We start from the raw sequence: 18637 nt of genomic DNA, 5'->3' as shown, positions 1-18637 counted from the left end.
GGAACCGAGGCGCGAACACCTGAGGAGTAGAGGGATGACTGGGAACGGCAGGAATGCACCAGATGCGCCGCCAGGCGCGGTGGTCTACGTGGCTGAGCGTCTGCGAGAGATCGCTGAGCGGTTCGGGCTTGGATTGCTCGTGCTTGTCCTCGCGGCCATCTTGCTCGCCGGGTGTGGTGGCAACGGCGGCCCTGAAGTGCCAGAGGAACCCGCTCCTCCGCCACCTGTGGCCGATGCACCGGCGATTGCGGCGCAGCCCCAGTCAGTTGACGTTGTGTCTGGGGCTGACGCGCAGTTCAGGGTGGAGGCGACGGCGAACGGAACGCTGTCCTTCCAGTGGCGCTTCGACGGCAACGACATCAGCGGTGAGACGGCGGAAAGCTTGAGTCTCGCTGCCGTGGCGCCCGAGGATGCAGGTGTTTACGAGTGTCTCGTCACCAACACCCTCGATGGGACCACGGCGTCGACGATATCCGAAGCCGCGACGCTGAACGTCATCGTGGCTCCCGAAGGCGCCACTGCGAGCGGTGAGAATGCGGTGCTGCCGGGGAGCACCGGCAACGTAGTCGCCGTGCCGGCGCAGAGTAACGTGACCTATGCATGGTCGATCTCCAACGGCACGATTACCGCTGGGCAGGGCACGAACGCGATCGAGTACACGGCGGGCGAACTTGGGAAGACGCTGATCAGCGCCACCATCGGCAACGAGGCAGGCACGGTCTACGCGGTCAAGACGGTGGTCGTTGTGGCCTCTCTTCCCGTGGTCAGCGTCTTCTCGCAGCCTGCCGTGCTGAGCGGATCGGCGGCGGTCACGGTATCCACGCCAGCTGCAGATGGCAATCAGTACGCGTGGAGCCTCGAGCGCCAGGCGACGGAAGCGTCTGTCGATGGCCCGACGGACGAGGCATCGCTTACGTACCTAGCGGGTGTGCTCGTAGGCGAATTCGAACTGTCGGTCAGTGTGACGGACGCGCAGGGGCGCACGGCAGAGGCGTCGGCGAACGTCGAGGTGCTCGAGGACGCTTTCGTCAAAGATCTTCGAGATCCGACGTCTCGCTCATTGCACACTGCGACCCTGTTGAACGACGGTCGTGTGCTGATCGTCGGCGGCGACGTCGGCATTCCGGTGGTTCCAGGCGCGAACTTTCCGCAGGTGAGTCCGCAGAGTCGAGTGACGAGCACGGTGGAGATGTTCGATCCGACGACCGAGACCTGGGCGCTCAGCCAATCGCTACCGTCACCTCGCTCCCAGCACACGGCCACGTTGCTGAGAGATGGCCGCGTGCTGGTGACTGGCGGCGCTGGTGCCGACGGCACGTTACTCTCATCAGCCCTGCTCTACGAGCCTGCAGCTCAGCAGTGGGCCGACGCGGCGCCACTGGCCGAGGCGCGCGCGTTTCACACGGCGACACTGCTGTCTGATGGCAGAGTGCTTGCGGTGGGTGGAGTGGGTCCGGGCGGCACTACTACCGCCACCGCGGAGGTCTACGATCCGTCGAGTGATAGTTGGACGTCCGCTGGTTCCCTGTTCGAAGATCGCGGATTGCACACGGCCGTCCTGCTGCCGGACGGAGAAGTCCTCGTCACCATGGGGAGAAACACGGCCGGCAACGGCAACCTCGTCACCTCCGAGCGATACAACCCGGGATCAAACAGTTGGCGTACTGCCGCACCCGTTCTCCAGGGTTGGAGCGCCGCGGGTGCCGTGGTGCTGCTAACGGGGAAGGTGTATGTCGCCAGCGCTAATGAAATCTACGACCCCGTGGCGGACGTGTGGGAAGACCCATTCGGAATCGAAGCGGAGCCGCCCAATGCGCGCTTCCTGTTTCTGCTTCCCGACGGTCAGGTGTTCGGTGCAGGTTCGTTCTTTCAGCAAACGGCATCATGGGTTTACGACCCAATCCGAGTCGATTGGCAAGAGAGATTTCGAGGATCCAGGTTCGGAGCGGATCGGGGGACCGTGACGTTGCTCCAGGATGGGCGTGCGCTCTCGCTCGGTGGGCTTGAGAACTCATCCAATTTCGTCGTTGCGGACAACTATACCTCCATCGGACGAGCGCAGCTGCTGCACCCCACCGGCGATGATCTTTCGACCTTGGGTTCTCTGGCCCACGAGGGTGCCGACGCGGCGACCGGCGTCCTGCCCGACGCTCGTGTACTAGTCACCGGCGGTAGCAACGCGCGTGGGTCTGGCCTCCTGACGGCAACCGCCGCCGCCAGTTTGTTCGATCCTGACACCGATACGTGGCACGTGGCTGGCGAGATGGCGACACGCAGGGAGCAACATACGCTCACGGTGCTGGCCGACGGCAGCGCTCTCGTGCTCGGCGGTACCGACGGCCGGCTAACGGCGTTGCAAAGTGCGGAGCGCTACGATCCCATCACCGATGCTTGGAGTTCGGCCGGTGGTACGGCAAGCACGCGGTTCGACCATACGGCGACGCTGCTCATCGATGGCAGGGTCCTGGCGGTGGGAGGGGATGAACTCTCGATGGACTGCGAATGCACCACCTTTCTCGGGGACGTCGACCTCTACGACCCAAACACTAACGCCTGGCAGTCGATCCAAGCCCTTGGTACGCCACGCTTCGGTCACACAGCGACGAGGCTCGCCGACGGTCGGGTATTGGTGTCAGGAGGCTACGGCGGTGTGCCTGACACTCTCGCAGACACGGGTTCGGCACTGGCCAGTGCCGAGATATTCGATCCAGCCTCCGAGACTTGGTCGGATGCCGAACCGATGACAACCGCTCGGGTCAATCATACGGCCGTCATGCTGTCGTCCGGTCGAGTACTCATTGTGGGAGGCGAAGCCGACGGCACGACGCTGCTGAGCGTGGAGATCTACGACCCCGGCACTGATACCTGGAGTTCCGCGGCCTCCCTCTCAGAAGCCCGTCAGCAGCACGCCGCGGCGCTGCTGCGAAACGGCGACGTGCTCGTGGTCGGCGGGTTCAACAACGTGAGCAGCGCCTTGTTCGGCGTGGAAACCGCGGAGCGCTACGATCCGACGTTGGATGCCTGGACCTCGGTTGGGAGCTTCACTACCCCCCGCCAGGGTTTCATTTTGGAGCGCCTTGCTGACGGACGCGTACTCCTGAACGGCGGATTGCCAAATGTTGTAGGTCTCCCGGAGTTCTATAAGTAGGCGAGGCCACCGGACCCGCTCATGCTAACTGGAGAAGTGGGGGCGTTATGGGAAGCTCTCAATCGGTTGGCCAGATCTTGCGAAACTCGCGGTTCTGCTCGAGCGCCATACAGAACAGCTCGATCAGGCCCACAGGCATGCTGTCGTTGATCCGGTACTCCAAGCGTCGCTCGCTCAGGGGGTCGTAAGTGGGTAACAGGCGCACGCGCAGGTGAGTGCCGAGGAGCGCATCGAAGCCTTCGAGGGGAATCTTATTCGCCATGCGCTCGCGCTCGATCATCATGGCCCGCAACTCACGTTGCTGTGAACGCCAGATCTCCGTCCGGACGCTGTCCGGCAGGCCCAGGGGTTCCCGCCGGCCGTAGACCACCACTTCATCCTCCACCGAGGAAGCAAACGGAACCTGTAGGCGTTGCGGCGGTAAGTAAGCTTGCCGGAGGTCGGTATCCGCCGCTGGGGGAAGGTCGCGGTGCAACACGTAGGGCGTCTGCGCGGCCAGGGGGGCGGCGGAGAGGCAGAGGCACAGGACCCCGAGCCACCGGGCCCGTGGGGAGCAAGGCCGGTGTTCGTCATGGAAGACGTTGGAAGCGGGTGGCATCGCGGCTCCTCCGCACGCAGATAAAAATAAAACAGCAATATATTGTTGTTTTATTTTCATATCAAGGGCTGACTCGGCGGGCGGTGCGCTCCCGTTGGGACTCGCGCTGTTCAGCCCCAGGTCAAACCACGGGCACGCTCTTGACGCGATCTCGCCGACCGGGGCAAGTTCGATCCGATGGTCAGTTTCGTCACTACGCGTCCCCTTCCGATAATCAAAGACCATGTCCTCGAGCTGTGGCTGCTGCGGGACGACGGCGCGCCGCGCATCGGTCTGCCGAAGCCTTATGTCGAGATCGTCATCAGCTTGGCAGGTACCCACTTCTGGAAGCCCACGGCTGACGGCCCGGAAAGCGAGTACCGCACGGCTTGGGTCACTCCAGTCCAGGAGGGGCCGCGCCACGCGCGTGCCATCGGCGAGCGCGTTCTTATCGGCGCGCGCCTCTATCCTTGGGTGGCGCACGGGTGGCTGGGTGCTATCCCACCCGGTGACGGCACACCTCCGCCCCATCTGTCCGAATTCATCGGCGATGATGCGCAGCACCTCCGCGAGTGGCTGTTGGACGCGCCCAGCGAAAGCGCCTTGTTTCAGCGCTTCGGTACCTGGTTGGGCGCTTGCCTCGAAGCAGTCGACCCGGACACGAGTCGGCTCCGGGAGCTGGCGGATGAGGCGCCGCCGAGTGTCGAAGCGCTCGCGAGGTCCCTCAACGTATCCGGTCCGACGCTGCGCCGCTCCTTCGCCTCGAAGAACGGCCTCTCCCCGAAGCGCTGGCTGATCCTGCATCGCATCGACAGGATCCTGCGCGACCCACGCCTCTCGGATCCGACCAGCTCCCTGGCCGAGCTTGCCGCTGAATACGGGTATGCCGATCAGGCGCATCTGACGCGGGAGATGATTCGCTTCGCAGGCACCGCGCCGAGCGGCATGCGCAAGCGCGATCCCAGCTACCCGCCCCACATGCGCGGCGAAGATTGATCGATTTTTTCAAGCCGGGAACCTGGCGTTGCCCGAGACTTGAAACCGTCTGGGAAGGAGCTTGGAGTAAACGGTGGTACGGAAGATTCTTGCGGTTCTGGTGGGCGTGTTCGCAGCGGGCGGCACCATCGCCTTGGTGGAGTACGTGGGGCATTCGCTCGTAGGCGACTCGAGCGCAGACGTGCTCTTCGCCATCGTGGCGATGGGCTACGGCGTAGGCGCTTTGGTGGCGTCGGCGATTGCGGGCCGCATAGCGCCAGCGGCCTGGCCGGCGATCGTGGCTTGTGTGCTGTTGGCCGTCCTCGCGGTTGGGAACTTGTTCGTGATCGAACATCCCATCTGGTTCGTCCCGCTTGCTGCCACGTTGATGCTCGGCGGCTTCTTCCAGGGGCGCAAGCTCTTCACCCGCGAGAGGGTGGCGGCATGAGTGCGGATTTCGAGGCGGTCTACGGCGAGCTGCGGGACATCATGCTGGGTGTGGTGGACGATGGCCTGGTCGTGACTGACGATGAGGCGGGAAGTCTGACCGTTAGATCGCAGCGCCGTGACAAGAAGGGGCAGCTGGGTTGGTTCGGTGCCGTCACCATCAAGCGCAGCTATGTCGCTTATCACCTGATGACGCTCTACGAGCATCCCGCGCTGGCTGATGATCTGTCGGCCGAGCTCGGTAAGCGTCGCCAAGGGAAGACCTGCTTCAACTTCAAGCGCCAGGACTCCGCGTTGTTCAGCGAACTTGCACAACTCACCGCGGCAGCGCGCCGTGTGGAGGCTCGGGAGTGATTATTCTGCCTTAGGGCATCCACAGTGTTGAAATGACGAGTTGCTCGCAGGTCCGGTCGCACTCCTGGTGCCGTTCTAGATGTGCGTCGCTGATTGACGCAAGCGTAACCTGCCTAGCGCCCGATGTTGGCCGTCTCAAATCGGTCTATTGCGGCCTGGCCGCCGCATTATCGGGTAAGTCAGCGATCTGCATTTGCCCCCGCTCGAACCACCTCGTATCCTTACGCATACGATAACAAAGCGGCCAAAGCGTTAGCCTGAAGACCGTCCGCACTCGCCGAGCGCAGGCTTCCGGCCAGCGACCTGATTGGTCGATTCCTCACACCATCACGGATCCAGATGTAGCGCCCTTATGCTTAAGCCTCAGCCTGCCACGTGCTTCATGCGCCTCGCCGCCCTCGCCTGCTTCACTGCTTTGGCGATTCCCGCCCACGCCAACGGCCTGTTCATCCCGGCGGAGGGGCGCGTGGACGCCCTCGCCGACGGGCGCAGCGGCATCGTCTACATCTCCAGCGACAGTGGCGAGATCCTTCGCTTCGATCTGCTCTCGAACATGTTCCTGGATCCGGTCGCCGTGGGCGGGGAACCGCGCGGTCTCACCCTTTCGCCGGACGGGAGGACCCTCGTGAGTGCCGATGACCGCATCGAGTCCGACGTCAGCAACTGGATTCATGTCATCGATACGGCGACGGGCACCTTCGAAACGATCCGCTTCGACCTGGCCTTCGGCGAGTCGGGCACGCACACCGCCGCCTTTGTAGACGACGATACGCTGCTGATCTCCTCCGAGTTCAGCGGGTCGGGCTGGGTGCCCTTGCGTCAGCTCACCTTGAGTAGCGGAGACGTGACGACGCTCGCGAGCGTCAGGCAGCGAACGATGCTCGCCACCAGTGCCGACCGCAGCGTCGTCGCTTACGCGGAGAGCAACATCTCCTCTGGCGAGTTCGGGCTCTACGACGTTGCCGACGGCACCTTCAACGAGTCCGGTACCGGCGCGTTCAACTTCGAAGTGGGAGTGAGCCGTGATGGCGCTCAGATCGCCGTGCCATCGTTCTCCGGTATGCGCCTGTTCGATCCGGTGTTCAATGAAGTCGGCATCCTGGGCGACTCCGGTGTGGAGCTCCCCATCGGCGTGGCCTACAGTCCGGTAGCTGATCTGCTCTACACCGCGTGGTCGGGTGCAGACGCGTCGGTCCAAGTCCATGATGTCGACACCCTGCAGCAGGTGGCCGTCATCGACGAGGGCCTGGGCCTTGATTGGATCGGTAATTTCCCCTTCCGCGAAGGTCGCTTGCGCATCTCCGGTGAGGGCGCGCTGCTCACGGTCACGATGGACGGCGGCGTGACCGTGTATCCGGTCGGTGCGGCTACCGAACCCAACGTGTTGATTCGCCCACGACAGGAAATCAACTGGGTATCGCTCTCGCGCCATGGCACGGTACCGGTGCTGCTGCTCGGCGCACCCGGTTTCTTCGTCAATCAGGTGGATGAGGCGAGCCTCGCCTTCGGCCCTGGTGGCGCGCCGGTCACGAGCAGCACCATCGCGGATCTCAATAACGACGGTCGCGAGGACCTGTTTCTGCGCTTCGACGTGGGCGCGTCCGGGTTGGAACTCGGGGGCACGAGTGCCTGCGTGAGTGGCACGGTGTTGGCAACACCATTCGCCGGGTGTGATGACGTCAGGGTTGTGCCCTGACCCGCTGGAGGCTGCTGTGCCGTACTGTCACAGGTTGAACTCGCTCTGTGCCGGTCTGGGTGTGCTGGCGCTGACCATCACGTCAGTATCCTCAGCGCAGAGCCCTGAGCCGACCGAGGTGCCCGCGTATCTCTTCAAGGGGGCCGTGCCCATCGAACGGGCGCCTCCTGACTACCCGATGAACGCGCTGTTCCATGAAAAAGAGGGCTGGGTCAATGTCAATTTCATCATCGACAAGACGGGTAAGCCAACGGACATCGTGATCACGGACTCCGCCGGGGCCAAGTCCTTCCGCCGCGCCGCGATCAGCGCGGTGGAGGGTTGGCGCTTCGAGCCCGCCACGTTGAACGGTGAACCTGTTCTCCAGTGCCGCAACGACCACAGGGTCTCGTTCAGGCTCAATCCCCCGTCGACCGCGGCTTCGCCCAATTTCGTCGCGCGCTACAGGCGCGCCTCGCGCGTCCTCGAGAAGGGCGATATCGAGCGCGCGCGCAAGTTTGTGCGTGAGCTCCGGGAATACGGCACGAACAACTTCTACGAGACCGGTGCCTACTGGAACCTGCGACTTCGACTCGCCGCGAAAGAGCAGGACTTCTCCATGATGCGCCACGCGGCGGGCCGCGTGGTAGCGCACGACCAAGGCCAAGTGCCTGCGGATTCCACGCGTCAGGCGGCCATCATTCGCTACAAGCTTCTCGTACAGGACAACTTCTTTGGCGAGGCGAAGAACCTCCGGGCACGCTTCGCGGACCTAGGCGTAGATGACGACGACCCCAGTCTGGCGCCCTATCACGCGCGCTTGGCTGCGGCAGAAGAGGAGATCCCAGCGTACGGGACCAAGGGGCGCATCAACCATGAAGTTTGGTCGATCGTCCTGGTCAAACCTTCGTTTTACCTGGAGGATGTGAGCGGCGATATCCGCGATATCGAGATCCGTTGCGCCCACCACCGCGAGTCTGCGGCCCAAGGGCAAGCGAGCGACGAGAGCGTGGCGCGCCGCCTGCTGTTTGAAGACAAGGCCTGGTTGGTCCCCGAGCGTTGGGGTGGGGAGTGCCACGTGATGGTGTACGGCGACCCAGGGACGGAGTTCACGATGGTGCAGCAGTCGGTGGCGAACACCCGCTAACTCGACAACGGCCAGCCTCTCGAGGCAGCGCTTCAGCGCTCCGCGACCGGACTGCCTTGCAGGCGCAGCAGCACCGCCGCCTTCTCCACCGCGCTGCGCGACCGCCAACCCGTGATCTCGCTGACGAGACGGCCGCAGCCAACGCAGCTGGCCTTGGCCTCGTCCAAGCGACACATGCCGACACAAGGTGACGGCACATCCCCGGCGGCGCACTCCGCGCAGAGGCAACGCTCGTCCACCCCTTGGGCACGCAGCCAGTCGACCAGTTCCTTGGACACCTGCGTGGCCATGCACCAGCAGGAGCTGCCCTCACCGTCTTGCGCGACGCCGCAGGCATTCGCCCGAGAGCACACCGGACAGTGCGTTTGACGCTCAGTGTCTGCCACCAAACGATCTTGTACGCTGCTCATCGCTACCGCTCCTGCTGAGCGGGTCCAGGCCGCTCGCCTTCTTGGCGCCGCGTCGACGCCTCTGTGGCGTCATTGGGGCAGTTGCTGCCAGGCCAGCAATGGCGGCTCATGGCGCCAAGCAGCGCCAGCACCTGGCGTTGCCTGAGGGTGCGTTGCGATGTCGATGCTGCCGAGAGAGCCGCCCCATCGCTGGGGTGCTGCATCGCTCTCGACCTGCTCTCCACGAGCTTCACGCGCATAGCCCACGCGGCCCGTCCACGGCAGCGCGCAGGCGGTAAGGCATTGATCCAGGCCATCACCGCCGCCTCTACACTAGGGTACTGATAATGTCCCTGACCTAAGAAAAACGCTTCAAGCGCCCTGCCGCGTACGGCGGCCCGGCCCTCGATACGTGCGGTTGGAAACGGAATGATGTTCTCGATGGCGCTAGTGCCCGCTTGCATCACGACCACATCGCACCACCTTCGAAGGATGCCCGCGTTCGGAGCGACGAGCCGCATCTGCAGCTGAAAACCACGATGAAAATAGTAAAACTCCCCGCGGCACACCCCGGCCGCTAAGAACAGTGAACACAAACGACGGCAGGTCTCCTGGCTCGCGGGCGTGGCAGCGCTGGTCTTCCCGATGCTAAGCATCAGTGACTGGGGCAGCGCGCTTCACCGCTTACAGTTGCGGGGGCAGCTCCGGTATTCCTCGCTCTAGGTGAGGTTGGGCACCGGATTCCCTGTTAGGCCCTTGCGGGCACCGTCGTTGTGAATGTTGAGTCGTCGATATCGTGAAAGCAAGCCTTAGCGAGCAGCGAGCAGCGGGCAGGCGGGCAGGCGGGCAGGCGGGCAGGCGGGCGAGGCCGGCGCGCTAGCGCAGCTTAGCAACGAGCGCTTACTCGAAGACCGTCTCCACCAGGTTGGAGACCGTGCAGCTGCGCACATCCAACGCCTGAATACGCAACGGCACGCCCCGAAACCCCTCGGGAACCCGACGGCTCAGCACCGCCTCTCCATTCTCGTCGGCGGGCCCGGTGTCGAAGAATCTCGCCCGGCGAACATCCACGAAGGTGGTGCACGGGCCCACGGTCACGGGGCTGGTGCCAACGCCTCCGAGGTAGAGCACGACGTTGGTGCCCGGCGACCCATCGAGGGTAATGAAATCATTGATTTCGCCCGCAACGCCGGGGCTGGGCGGGAGCAGCGTTAAGGTGCTCTCGGCGTCGAGGCAGCTCTCGAAGCGAGAGTCGCAGAGATCGGCCTGCGCAGTAGTGAGATGCTCACCACTATCGCCGTTGGCGCCAACGCTAAGCATCACTAACGCCATAGCAAGCGCGATATACGTCACTGCGCCGCCTTGGCGAGCGCCTTGGGAGTCCCTGTGCATTCCAGTCCCTCGAATTGCAACAAGCCACTGATGGCACGACACCCATTGTCGTCGGTCGCTCCATCGACACCTTGGCGATCCGCCGCCCCAGGGGGCAACGTCGCCCAGCTCGAGCATAGCCGAAGCGTGGGCGGCGAAGCGGGATGGAGGATCTCGTCTACCCCAACAATTGGCGTTGCCTAGTTGTAGTGAACTGCTGACTGATGTCACCGCGTCCACCCGCACGACACAACGTTTGTCGTGCGTGACTTCGTTGCGGGCTCGAAGGTGCGATGATGGCCCGTTGAATCAGCAACGCTGATGATGTCTGACCTGCCTCCTGTTCCGCCGAGCGGCGCGGCCGCTTCTTGATGGAGACTTCCTGACGCTCTGGTCTCAGTGAAGTCCTCTCCGCTGCGCATGGGTGTTTGCCCAGGTGCTGCCCTCAACCCAAAGGTGACTGCTGTGGTGTACGGCTTGACCGAGGCGGACTGGCCGAGTGCGGGTGATCACGGCGACGTGTGGGAACACGGTTCGATCGATGGCGTACTGTCGCGTTTGGATCCGCCCAGCGCCGGCACCAGCACGGGCATAGCAGTTCACCTCTGGGCGGGTGAGCGGTATGTCGGCGCGCAGGTGTATGTGAGCCTCTCAGTGCTAGCCGAGCTTCGTAGCGCGGGCGTGCTCCTGGGCGAGACCGTTCGCCTTTATGGCAAGGCAACGTGGCGCCGTCGCGCTTCGGGAGCGTGGGATCTTCGACATCTGGACGCTCGCGGCTTCGACATCCTCACCGACGCTCCGCTGGGAGAGCTGATCACGGACTTGCGAAGGCTCTATCCGACGAAGCCGGGATGCGCGACAACGTGATGTGCGATCTGCAGCCGCTGATCGAAGGCGCATAGGGCGACACGATGGCGGTATTCGACGCGCGATTCCTGATGCGGTTACTGCACCCAGACTCATCACCACCACCTTTTGATGACGCAGATCTTCCCGTGGATCGGGTACGCGAGCGTATCGATTGTCTCATCAGGTGCCTGGAGGCGGCGGGGGAGAAGATCGTTGTTCCGGCCCCTGCACTGGGTGAGCTCCTGGTGCTCGCGGATGAGAGCGGTCCCGCGTATCTCGGGGTGATGCAACAGTCTTCGCAGTTTGAGATCGCTCCCTTTGGAGAGCGCGCAGCCGTAGAGTGGGCATCCATGGTGCGCGAGATACCAGCTAGTGCCGTCGATGGGTGCGACGGTGAAGCCACGGTAGCGCTCGATACTCGACTTGCCATGGAGATCGTCGCGATTGCTCGGGCGGCGGGCCAAGAGACGATTTACACGGACGATCGAGCGCTCAAGACGGCAGCTGATCGCCGAGGCCTAAGGTCCATTGGCATGCACGCGCTGCCGCTAGAATAGCCGCGGGCTACCTCTCACCACTGCCCTTCGATGTGCTTGGTGCCTGGTCGCGAAGCGAGCGTTGGCCGTTTGGAGTTGCGGCAAGTGGCCGAAAGGCGCACTGTGGTGTCCTAAACGGTCGGCCTCTGACGAAGCCGCACTACGCATTGCCACAGCGTTGGCAAACGCCTTTACGCCCCGATCCGCCGCCCAGATGGCGGTCTTGTGCCGTAATCCCCTACCCGCTCTGCATACGTTAGCGCCCACCGCCGGCCGCCTTGTGCACGGCACTCCTCCAAGCGCGGGCGAACGCTGTCCCTGTCCTGTCGCCTGCCCCAACCCCAAGAGTCGAGAATGACAAGCACACTATCTAAGAGTCCGCTGCCGTTTGTCCTGGATAGCATCGTCAAGACGTCGCCGCCCTCGGGCTGCGAGGGTCAGCTCTGGTGTAAGTACGTCATCGTGCAGGGGGACAACGTCATCGAGGGTATGCGGCGCGGCGGCCCTGCCGAGGTCGCGGACGTCGTCGACGCCTTGATCGTTCAACTGAACGAACGGCGTGGCGGCAAGAAGCGCGGCTACCAACAGCGCACCGCCGATAGCGGTGCGAAGCCAGCATGACGGGCCGTGTGCCCGCGGTGACAAACAGAGCCGTGTCACGGCTGGAGTCGCTGCTCGTGCTTGCGATGGCCATGTGCTCGGCAGGCATCGCGTGTGGTCAGGCACTTGACGCCGGGGCCATCCCCGACAACGCCGAAGCCAATCGCTACGGGAGCGGATGGACCTGCGACGAGGGTTATCGCGAATCCTCGGGTCAGTGTGTCGCTATAGAAGTCCCTGAGCACGGGTTCGCCACCGGCAGCGCCTATGGCAAGGGGTGGGAGTGCCACCACGGGTATCAGGACCAGGAAAGCGGCTGCGTACCGGTCGAGATCCCGGACAACGCGTTTCTTACGGCTAGCGGGAACGGCTGGAAGTGCCATCGTGGCTACCGCAAGGGCAACGGACGGTGTACGAGCATCGATGTGCCCGACCATGGGTACTTGTCGGACTTGCCGTTCGGCACTGGCTGGCAGTGCGAACGCGGGTTTCGAGCCGAGGGTGAGCGTTGTGCGCGCATCGCTGTACCGGAGCACGGTTACCTTTCGGATTCCTCCTTAGGCCCCGGCTGGACGTGCGAGCGCGGATACCGCATCACCGCTACGGATTGTATCGCGCTGGAGGTGCCTCCAGGTGCGCATCTCGACTACACGGGCCATGACTGGGAGTGTGACCGGCCGCTAAAACGCGTCGCGGATGCCTGCGTCATCCCGCGCTGATCCGGCGACCACGGCGGCGATGGCCATCGACAGCATCCTGCTAGCCGTCGCGCCTATCGCGACGCGTCGCGATGAGCGCGTGTTGACCAACGCGAGCGGTTTCTTCTTCTCGCGCGACGATCGTCTCTACCTGGTGAGCAGTCGGCACGTGTTCTACGACAAGCCCACTCGGCACTACCCAGACGAGCTCTACCTCGATCTGCACACGGACGGGGACAACCTAGCCGAAGCGTGTAGCTTCTCCGTCCCGCTTTACCGCGACGGCAAGGCGTGCTGGCGACAAGCGGAAGATGCCTCTGGAGAGGTCGATGTGGCCGTCATTGAGCTGGATAAGGAGGCGTTGCCGGCCACGACGGCCTATCGCGCATTCACCCCCGCTCACCTGAAGCTGCCCGAGGAATCGCTGGAGCTGGGCGCTCATCTGATGATCGTGGGTTTCCCCCTCGGCGTGCGCGATACGCTTCACCACATGGCGGTGGCTCGTCAGGCGATCATCGCCTCGTCCTTCGGTCTGCGCTTCACCGGTAAGGGGTTCTTTCTGACCGACGGGCGGACGCATCGTGGCAGCAGTGGCGCGCCGGTGGTGATGCGTGAGCGGAGCGCGAGCCTCGGCGATCTCGCCTATCGGCTCTTAGGTGTTCACTCCGCCCGGCTGGACCTGCTCGGGCGTGATGCGGAGCAGGACGAAGCACTAGGGTTGAACTGCGCTTGGTACGCGGACATTTTGATGGTATTGACTAAAGAAACGTGAAACTGCTTGCGTTTCGCTGCGTTCGGGCGCAAGCTCCGCCGGCGACCTCGGTATCCCGCCTGCCTTTCTCATCTCGCTCGGTCCTCGAGCGCTACGTTCAAGACACGCAAATCAATCAGGTTGTTCGGTCAGAGCGCACGATTCCGCGCTTTCTAGTCTGGAGGCCTACAGATGGCTATCGGAACAGTTAAGTTTTTCAATCAGAACAAGGGTTTTGGGTTCATCGCGCCGGAAGACGGCGACAGCGATGTGTTCGTGCACATCAGCGCTGTGCAGAATGCTGGCATGGAAACGCTCTCGGAAGGTCAGCGCGTCTCCTTTGACGTGGTGACCGAGCGCGGGCGACCGGCCGCCGGAAACCTGCAAGCCGCCTAAGACCCGGCCGGGCTGGAGCTGCGCTCAGCAGCTCTGGCCCAGCCATTCCCCCCTTCACACCCACCTGCGAGTGACTCGCGAGGGGGCAGCCCTTGGCCCGGCGAGAGTGGGGCATTCCGGCACGGGCGCCGGCAGGCGGACGTAAATCCGGCCGAGTTCGGTCAGCTTCCCCGGCGTCCCCTTCGAATGAGCAAGCCATCGACGGAAGTCGGGTAACCTTGTGCTAGTCGCGGCCGTGACGCGCTGGGGTGAGTTTGCTTCAGCTGCAATCACTGCGTTTTGAGAGTAGCCGACGCTGGCGCAGAGCTATGAAGAGCACCTTCGAAGCCGCTCTGAGGGAGAAACTGCAAGCGACCGGGCTCGTCGAGGGCGACACCTTGCAATCGCTGTGGAGCGGCTACGGCACCATCCGGCGCTATGGCGTGGAAGGCGCCACGGTGCGCTCCATCATCGTCAAGCACGTACGCCCACCGAGTGGTGCCGCCGAACACCCGCGAGGGTGGAACACCGAACGCTCCCACCAACGAAAGCTCAAGTCCTACGAGGTCGAGTCCGCGTGGTATCGCACGTGGAGTCAGCGCTGCGCAGTCGACTGCAGGGTGCCCGAATGCTACGCCGTGGACGCGGTTGGCACGGAGCTCTACATCGCGCTGGAAGATCTCGATGCCGCGGGGTTCCCGGGGAGACTGTCGTCCGTGACGCCGGCGGAGCTTGCGCTTTGCGTGCGGTGGCTAGCGCATTTCCATGCCACGTTCCTGGGTGTCTCACCGCAGGGCCTCTGGGACGTCGGCACCTACTGGCACCTGGACACCCGGCCCGACGAACTCGAGCGGATGGAGGGCTCGTCACTGCGAAGTGCGGCGACGAGCATCGATCTTCTGCTCAGGCGGGCCCGGTTCCAAACCTTCGTGCACGGCGATGCCAAGATCGCCAACTTCTGCTTCGCCCGCGACAGAGAGTCCGTCGCGGCCGTCGACTTTCAGTACGTGGGCGGTGGATGTGGCATGAAGGATCTGATCTACCTCCTCGGCAGCTGTCTCAGCAGTGAGCAGTGCGAAGCGTTGGAGGGACGGATTCTCACGTTCTACTTTGGCGCGTTGGCGGAGGCGCTCGAGGTGCACCACCCGGATGTGGACGCTGCTGAGGTGGAGCGCGAATGGCGTGCCCTGTACGCCCCGGCCTGGGCGGATTTCACCCGCTTCCTGAAGGGTTGGAGTCCAGATCACTGGAAGCTGAATCGCTATGCGGAGCGTTTAACAGATCGAACGGTGGCGTCGATCCAGCAACTACTCGCGAACGCGGGGGTGGAGTAGCCGCACCTCTGCTGGTCCCGATACGCTACCTCGCGGATGGCTCTCCACCACACCCACCACTGAGGTACCCCATGAAGCTCAAGACTCCTGCTACCGTCTTAGCGCTACTGTGCGCCGCTTTCGCCCATGCCGAGCCGAGCACGGTCGTCGATGGCCCTAATGGGACCGACGTCGTGGTGTCCGGCAACGAAGGCGCGCGGGCGTTTCACGAACGTTGGGGCTATGCGCCTGCGGTGCGCGCAGGCGATCTGATCGTGCTATCCGGTGTCATCGCCGGCCCGGCGCCCGGTGATGGTCAGGACGCGGCGGCATTCCGAAGGTCGCTGGAGCGCACGTTTCAAGGGATCGAGGAGCACCTGCGCGCGCTGGGTGCTTCGCTGGATGATGTGATCCGAATCAATAGCTATCACGTGTGGGGTAGCCCTCATTTCGAGGGCGACAAGCTGGCCCACATGAACGCCGTGCGCGACGTGAAGAACCAATTCATGAAGGCTACGCCCGCGTGGACCGCCGTCGGTGTCAGTGAGCTGTTCGTGGAGACAGGCTTGGTAGAGATAGAGTTGACGGTGTACGTACCGCATGCAGTCGCGGACTGAGTGAATAGGAGTTTGTATGTTTGCGTATATCGTGTCAGCGACGCTCCTCGGATCGATTGCCGCGCAGCCTATTGCGACGGAGGTGCCGGAGAATGCCCAAACTGAAGAGGTCCAGCGTGTAGCGGGCTATCGCGCCGATATCCGCGAACTGCGCGATCGCATCAAAGCTGAGCATCCGCGCCCGTTTCGCACACTTACGGAAGCGGAATTCGACACGCTGGTGCAGGCTGAGCTCGATGCCCTCGAGCAAACCTCGACACGCGCCGATTTCCTTTGGGCGATGTCCAAGGTGATCGCTGCCATCGGCTGCGGCCACTCCAAGCTGCCGTACTTCAATCAGCAAGACGCTGAGATTTCGATCGAACAGCGTTTCCCCATCAACGTGAGGTTTCACGCGGGACGTTTGTACGTCGTAGATGCGAAGAACAATGGGCAGTCGCTTTCAAAGGGCGATGAGATCGTGCGGATCAATGGAACCCCCGTGGCGCGACTGCGCGAGGAGATCTTCGCTCGAATGGCCTCGGATGTGCATCTGCCCAATTCGAAGGAAGCGATGTCGAATTTCTACTCCACATCGTACCTGACCTACGCCCTAGGCTTTCCGGAGCAGTACGCGGTCACGTTGCGTGGCCAGGCGCAGTCGATCCTGCTCGATCCCATGACTGAATGGGAACCCGATCCTATTCTCAGGCCGAACGACGTCTGTCGTGAGGAGCTTTGCTACGAGAAGGACGAAGCGCGCAACATCGGCATCGCGACGCTTCGTTCCTTGGCGTTTTACGGTGGAGAGCGCGGGGACTATTTTCAGCAATGGTGGGCTGGCGTCATGGGGGATCTCCAGACCAACCGGCGCGGCGGTCTACTGATAGACATGCGCGGCGTGCTCGGCGGATCTGGTACCGCGGGCAGTTACATGCTCCGCCACCTGACGAGCGAGCCCTTTGCGTTCTACGCTGAGAATTCTGATCCCCGGGGCAGGGAGGGGCTTTTCCTGGAGCAGCAGCCCATCGGCAAGGGCTTCGATGGTCAGGTCTACATCCTGATGGATGGCCTTACGTTGTCCGCCGTACCGCACTTTTTAGCCCTGGCGCAGGCAAACGACATTGCCACCCTGGTCGGTGCTCCGGCAGGCGGGGGTAAATCGACCAACGATGGGAAACGGCGTTTCACGTCGACCCACGAGAGCGTCGAGTACTCCATCGCTCGGATGATCTTTGAGGTGCAGGCACCGCAACTCACTGCGGTTGAGGCGGTTCAGCCTGACATCGCCCTTTCCTACTCGCTCGTAGACACGCTCGACAGAAGCGACTCGATGCGTGAGCGTGCGATAGAACTCCTCGGGCTCGCCGTGGAGCGGTCAAACAGCCCCACGCGAGCCGAGCGGTAGGCAACGCCAGCGCCTCTACCCCACTTATCGGGTTCTGAGAAGGTCCGCGGGGCCGTAAGCGAGCCTCGCTCCACCGTGTGCTGCGACCGGCTGGTCGCAAACGGATTGTGAGGCTTTCGACGATGTGCTTGATTGCGTCGCGCCCCAACCAACAGAAGCAGGGACTCCATGAAGCAACTCGCTCTTCTGGCCTTGATGCTGACCATTCCCCTCGGCAGCGCGCTCGCAGCAGCGCCGAATCCCTATGAGATCCCGCGTTCCCAAGTGGTGCCGATCACGGACAGCAACACCGACAGGCACTACGAGCTCTACATCAGGCTGCCCGAGAGCTACGGCGAATCCACCGACACCCGGCACCCGGTGGTGTACGCCACGGACGGCGCCTGGCACATGGAGATGCTGTCCGGCGCGGCGGAGTACGTGCTGCCGAACGCCATCGTCGTCGTCATCTCGTGGCAGAAGAACGCGAAGGACGATTTCGAGGGCGATGAGCGACCCCACATCAGCCGCTTCCGCGACTACACGGTGGTCCCAGCCTCCGATCCCGAAGTGCAGGCGAAGTACAAGGTGGGTCAGGGCCGTAACCACCTGACCTTCATCCGTGATGACGTGATCAAGTACGTGGAGGCTAACTACGCAGCGGACTCGGCGCAGCGCATCTACTTCGGCTTCTCGCTGGGTGGATCGTACGGCGCCTACATCCTTCTCGAAGCGCCTGACACGTTCACGCACTACGTGCTCGGCAGCCCGGCCTTCAACGCCGAGAGTCTCGAGTTCGTCCAGGATCTCGCGGCCGAACGCAAAACGGAGGGCGCGGCTTTCCACGCCAACGTTTACGTTAGCGTTGGCGAGAAGGAAACGGAGGCCATGGTCGAGATCCGGGCGTTGATGTCGACGCTGGAGGAAAGCAGGAGTGCTGGCCTCAACCTGCATGCGCTCGAGGTGGTCGAGCGGTCAGGTCATTCGGAGGCGTTCCCGGCCACGGCGGTCCGCAGCTTCAAGTGGCTCGCGGACTTGATCGCCGAAGACACGCGGGGCGAGTAGGGCTATTGCCCGACTCGCACGTCTCCGGCCACGTTGTTGTAGCGCACGCCGCCGCTCGCGTTGCTGACGACCGTGAAGCTGCCGCCCACATCCTCGGCGGAGATGCTGCCGGACTCGTCGCGGCCCACGTACACATCCCCTGCCACGGCGGACGCTTTGATGGAGCCTGAGCTGTCCTCGTCGACGCGTACGCTTCCCACCCGCGTGATCTCGATGCTGCCGCTGGTGTCGCTCAGCACGTGGACGAGGCCGGGCACGTCCCGCACCTGAATCGATCCCGTCTCGTCCTCGATGTCCACTGACGCGACGTCGCTCACCTTCATCGAGCCCGTCGTATCCACCACGCGCAGCGCCAGATCACTCGGCATCTCCACCACCAGGTCG

The 18637-nt window shown here is 63.3% G+C and carries 20 protein-coding genes and 1 riboswitch; of the genes, 16 read left to right on the top strand and 4 right to left on the bottom strand.

The genetic code is table 11. From position 1 onward, the window contains the following. Positions 1–34 precede the first annotated feature (34 nt). Positions 35–3148: a kelch repeat-containing protein gene (locus AAF184_09555; GenBank protein ID MEO0422568.1), complete on the top strand. Its 3114-nt coding sequence runs from the start codon at positions 35–37 to the stop codon at positions 3146–3148. Between the two features lie 58 nt (positions 3149–3206). Here AAF184_09555 and AAF184_09550 read toward each other — a convergent pair whose 3' ends face one another. Further along, positions 3207–3746, bottom strand: coding sequence for a hypothetical protein (locus AAF184_09550; protein ID MEO0422567.1), 540 nt, complete (start codon positions 3744–3746; stop codon positions 3207–3209). Positions 3747–3923: 177 nt separating this feature from the next. Between AAF184_09550 and AAF184_09545 the strand changes: the two genes are divergently transcribed. The 5 genes from AAF184_09545 to AAF184_09525 all read left to right on the top strand — a co-directional run bounded on the left by AAF184_09545 (position 3924) and on the right by AAF184_09525 (position 8323). Further along, on the top strand, positions 3924–4721 hold the full coding sequence (locus AAF184_09545) for a helix-turn-helix domain-containing protein (protein MEO0422566.1): 798 nt from the start codon (positions 3924–3926) through the stop codon (positions 4719–4721). Between the two features lie 73 nt (positions 4722–4794). Continuing rightward, complete coding sequence (locus tag AAF184_09540) at positions 4795–5148, top strand: hypothetical protein (protein MEO0422565.1); 354 nt, start codon at positions 4795–4797, stop codon at positions 5146–5148. Beyond that, positions 5145–5501: a hypothetical protein gene (locus tag AAF184_09535; protein ID MEO0422564.1), complete on the top strand. Its 357-nt coding sequence runs from the start codon at positions 5145–5147 to the stop codon at positions 5499–5501. The genes AAF184_09540 and AAF184_09535 overlap by 4 nt, the downstream gene beginning before the upstream one ends. 352 nt (positions 5502–5853) lie before the next feature. After that, a complete protein-coding gene (locus AAF184_09530; GenBank protein ID MEO0422563.1) occupies positions 5854–7197 on the top strand; it encodes a hypothetical protein in 1344 nt (447 codons plus the stop codon). Between the two features lie 61 nt (positions 7198–7258). Next, positions 7259–8323, top strand: a complete 1065-nt coding sequence (locus tag AAF184_09525; GenBank protein ID MEO0422562.1) for an energy transducer TonB — start codon at positions 7259–7261, stop codon at positions 8321–8323. A 32-nt stretch (positions 8324–8355) separates the two neighbouring features. On the opposite strand, the gene AAF184_09520 is transcribed toward AAF184_09525, so the two are convergent. Both AAF184_09520 and AAF184_09515 read right to left on the bottom strand, forming a co-directional pair. Beyond that, complete coding sequence (locus AAF184_09520; protein MEO0422561.1) at positions 8356–8733, bottom strand: cysteine-rich CWC family protein; 378 nt, start codon at positions 8731–8733, stop codon at positions 8356–8358. Positions 8734–9295: 562 nt separating this feature from the next. After that, positions 9296–9497, bottom strand: a riboswitch (cobalamin riboswitch). Positions 9498–9612: 115 nt separating this feature from the next. After that, the gene (locus tag AAF184_09515; protein MEO0422560.1) at positions 9613–10032 is read right to left on the bottom strand and encodes a hypothetical protein; all 420 of its coding nucleotides are present in this window, start codon (positions 10030–10032) and stop codon (positions 9613–9615) included. Between the two features lie 528 nt (positions 10033–10560). Between AAF184_09515 and AAF184_09510 the strand changes: the two genes are divergently transcribed. The 10 genes from AAF184_09510 to AAF184_09465 all read left to right on the top strand — a co-directional run bounded on the left by AAF184_09510 (position 10561) and on the right by AAF184_09465 (position 18253). Then, positions 10561–10950, top strand: a complete 390-nt coding sequence (locus AAF184_09510) for a hypothetical protein (protein MEO0422559.1) — start codon at positions 10561–10563, stop codon at positions 10948–10950. Positions 10951–10994: 44 nt separating this feature from the next. Continuing rightward, positions 10995–11489 carry a hypothetical protein gene (locus AAF184_09505; GenBank protein ID MEO0422558.1) on the top strand — a complete coding sequence of 165 codons (495 nt, stop codon included), beginning with the start codon at positions 10995–10997 and terminating at the stop codon, positions 11487–11489. A 333-nt stretch (positions 11490–11822) separates the two neighbouring features. Continuing rightward, complete coding sequence (locus AAF184_09500; GenBank protein ID MEO0422557.1) at positions 11823–12089, top strand: hypothetical protein; 267 nt, start codon at positions 11823–11825, stop codon at positions 12087–12089. Positions 12090–12121: 32 nt separating this feature from the next. Next, positions 12122–12787, top strand: a complete 666-nt coding sequence (locus AAF184_09495) for a hypothetical protein (protein ID MEO0422556.1) — start codon at positions 12122–12124, stop codon at positions 12785–12787. Further along, positions 12765–13538 carry a serine protease gene (locus AAF184_09490; GenBank protein ID MEO0422555.1) on the top strand — a complete coding sequence of 258 codons (774 nt, stop codon included), beginning with the start codon at positions 12765–12767 and terminating at the stop codon, positions 13536–13538. Before AAF184_09495 ends, AAF184_09490 begins: the two co-directional genes overlap by 23 nt. Before the next feature lie 171 nt (positions 13539–13709). Beyond that, the gene (locus tag AAF184_09485; GenBank protein MEO0422554.1) at positions 13710–13913 is read left to right on the top strand and encodes a cold-shock protein; all 204 of its coding nucleotides are present in this window, start codon (positions 13710–13712) and stop codon (positions 13911–13913) included. Between the two features lie 308 nt (positions 13914–14221). Continuing rightward, positions 14222–15226 (top strand): phosphotransferase, encoded by a 1005-nt coding sequence (locus AAF184_09480; protein MEO0422553.1) that lies wholly within the window; start codon positions 14222–14224, stop codon positions 15224–15226. A gap of 71 nt (positions 15227–15297) precedes the next feature. Further along, positions 15298–15822, top strand: a complete 525-nt coding sequence (locus tag AAF184_09475; GenBank protein ID MEO0422552.1) for a Rid family hydrolase — start codon at positions 15298–15300, stop codon at positions 15820–15822. Positions 15823–15838: 16 nt separating this feature from the next. After that, the gene (locus AAF184_09470; protein ID MEO0422551.1) at positions 15839–17209 is read left to right on the top strand and encodes a S41 family peptidase; all 1371 of its coding nucleotides are present in this window, start codon (positions 15839–15841) and stop codon (positions 17207–17209) included. Between the two features lie 168 nt (positions 17210–17377). Next, on the top strand, positions 17378–18253 hold the full coding sequence (locus tag AAF184_09465) for an alpha/beta hydrolase-fold protein (GenBank protein ID MEO0422550.1): 876 nt from the start codon (positions 17378–17380) through the stop codon (positions 18251–18253). 2 nt (positions 18254–18255) lie between these two features. On the opposite strand, the gene AAF184_09460 is transcribed toward AAF184_09465, so the two are convergent. Next, positions 18256–18637: hypothetical protein (locus AAF184_09460; GenBank protein MEO0422549.1), on the bottom strand; the 382-nt coding region annotated here is incomplete at its 5' end.

The organism is Pseudomonadota bacterium, assembly GCA_039815145.1.
In the GTDB taxonomy this organism is placed as follows: Bacteria; Pseudomonadota; Gammaproteobacteria; order Steroidobacterales; family JBCBZW01; genus JBCBZW01.
The sequence above is the reverse complement of the archived record's forward strand: the minus strand, read 5'-3'. Positions and strand labels throughout refer to the sequence as shown.